Origin of the sequence: Gandjariella thermophila (assembly GCF_005405885.1) — a bacterium.
In the GTDB taxonomy this organism is placed as follows: domain Bacteria; phylum Actinomycetota; class Actinomycetes; order Mycobacteriales; family Pseudonocardiaceae; genus Gandjariella; species Gandjariella thermophila.
This window is the reverse complement of record NZ_BJFL01000106.1, coordinates 1-1,556: the sequence shown is the minus strand read 5'-3', so window position 1 is coordinate 1,556 and position 1,556 is coordinate 1. Positions and strand designations below refer to the sequence as shown.

General features: G+C 65.5%; 3 protein-coding genes. All 3 read right to left on the bottom strand.

What is annotated here, in order from left to right; genetic code table 11:
• Nucleotides 1-85: 85 nt before the first annotated feature.
• From FFT21_RS28425 to FFT21_RS28415, 3 genes are read right to left on the bottom strand one after another with little or no spacing between them, the layout of a single operon-like run.
• Nucleotides 86-610, bottom strand: a complete 525-nt coding sequence (locus FFT21_RS28425; protein WP_137816975.1) for a DUF3558 domain-containing protein — start codon at nucleotides 608-610, stop codon at nucleotides 86-88.
• Entirely contained in the window at nucleotides 607-1,005 is a 399-nt protein-coding gene (locus FFT21_RS28420) for a hypothetical protein (RefSeq protein ID WP_137816974.1), read from the bottom strand. The genes FFT21_RS28425 and FFT21_RS28420 overlap by 4 nt, the downstream gene beginning before the upstream one ends.
• Nucleotides 1,006-1,007: 2 nt before the next feature.
• On the bottom strand, nucleotides 1,008-1,355 hold the full coding sequence (locus tag FFT21_RS28415) for a hypothetical protein (protein WP_137816973.1): 348 nt from the start codon (nucleotides 1,353-1,355) through the stop codon (nucleotides 1,008-1,010).
• Nucleotides 1,356-1,556 lie beyond the last annotated feature (201 nt).

Here is a 1,556-nt window from a genome sequence, read left to right as displayed (position 1 = left end):
GCTTCTTCATCCCCAACAGCGACGCGGCCCCGTCCTCCGCGTCGTGCCACCGGTCCTCCCACCACCCCATTCGAAACGCCCCCCTTTACCTCGGCAACCTCGGCTCAACCATCTGCGCGATCTTCAGCGCTTTCCCACACGGATCAGGGCTATGGTCAAAGAACCCCACGGCAGCTACGACGTAGCCTGTCCCCACGGCCATGACCTGCGAGCATTCAGTATTCGACTGAGAGATCTGGAAATGCACGCCCTGCCGACCGTTCACGGTGTTTTCCGCGAGGTTGACATACTGGCCTGGACGTTTGGTGAAGTAGTCCAGCCTGTCATGGGCCTTGGCAAGGGTCACGAATAGTCTCTTCCCTGTCCATTGGCATCCGGTCTCACCTGAGGCGTTAGCCGGATCACTCTGAGTGGGTACGTCGAGTTGCCGCAGTTCCTCGGGTGTCAGCAGGGTGCACGGGTCGACCGCGTCGATGGCCCCGGCGGCACCTGCCGACGAGCTCATGGTCGGATTCGGCTGCCCCCCGACAGAACCGCCGCAGCCTGTCACGGCCAGCACGCACAGCACGCACAGCGCGATCCGGCTCAGTCCGCGATGCCGCACACTCATGCCTTTCCCTTGAACGACTGGGCGTTGCTTTCCTCGGCGTGCTGGTAAGCCCGGCCGGCGTCCTCGTAGGTCTTGGCCAGGTTCTCCACGACCTCGGCTGCCTTGTCCAGCACTTCCCACGCTGAGTTGGGTCCGCCCTGAGCCTTGAGCGCGAACTTCTGCGCCAGCGCATTGCCCTCGGAGCAGTCACCGAAGTTCTGCCGCCGGCTGAGTTGCTGTGCGTTGCCTGCGAGTTTCCTGAGCTGCTGGGCGTAGTCGTGGCAGGCCTGGGCGGCCTTGTGGGCGCTGTCGGGGTTGATGAAGAGTTGGCCGCCGTCGACGGCGGCGCGGAGGTTGACGGACTGCTGCTGGAGGCCGGCTAACCCAGCGGCGGACTGCGTGAACCCCTCAGCCATGGTCAACGTCCTCCCTCGTGATCAGGCTGACCCGTAGCGTAGCTGAGACGCAACGCGCCGGGTGGCCGGTTCCGAGAAACCAGCCACCCGGCGAGCGGGGGCTCAGCGGTCGATCGTGCGGAGGATTCGCAGTTGGTCCGTTGGTTGATGGCCGGCGGGTCGAAGCCGCCCCCGGCCTGCTGGGCCAGTGTGGACGCCTGATGCCGTAGTTCGTTGCGGCGCTGGGTGTCCCGCTGGGTGGCATCCCTGGCGGCCTGCTGCTCGGCCCGCTCCTGGGACGGCTTCTTCATCCCCAACAGCGACGCGGCCCCGTCCTCCGCGTCGTGCCACCGGTCCTCCCACCAACTCATGAGTCCCCCGTGTTATTTCGGCAACCTCGGCTCAACCATCTGCGCGATCGCCAGCGCCTTCCCACACGGATCAGGGCACAATGCCGTTAAGTTTGGGTGTTTGGGCAGGCCAGTAGGGGGGTGGCCGGGCCGGTATGGCGGATGTTCTGGTCGGTGGGGCGTTTGACCCGGTAGGAGTTGTGCCGGGCGCGTTTGACGGCG

Excerpts from the sequence above, each read along its gene's own strand:
- FFT21_RS28425 (WP_137816975.1), bottom strand. The coding sequence starts at position 610 with ATGAGTGTGCGGCATCGCGGACTGAGCCGGATCGCGCTGTGCGTGCTG.
- FFT21_RS28420 (WP_137816974.1), bottom strand. The coding sequence starts at position 1,005 with ATGGCTGAGGGGTTCACGCAGTCCGCCGCTGGGTTAGCCGGCCTCCAG.
- FFT21_RS28415 (WP_137816973.1), bottom strand. The coding sequence starts at position 1,355 with ATGAGTTGGTGGGAGGACCGGTGGCACGACGCGGAGGACGGGGCCGCG.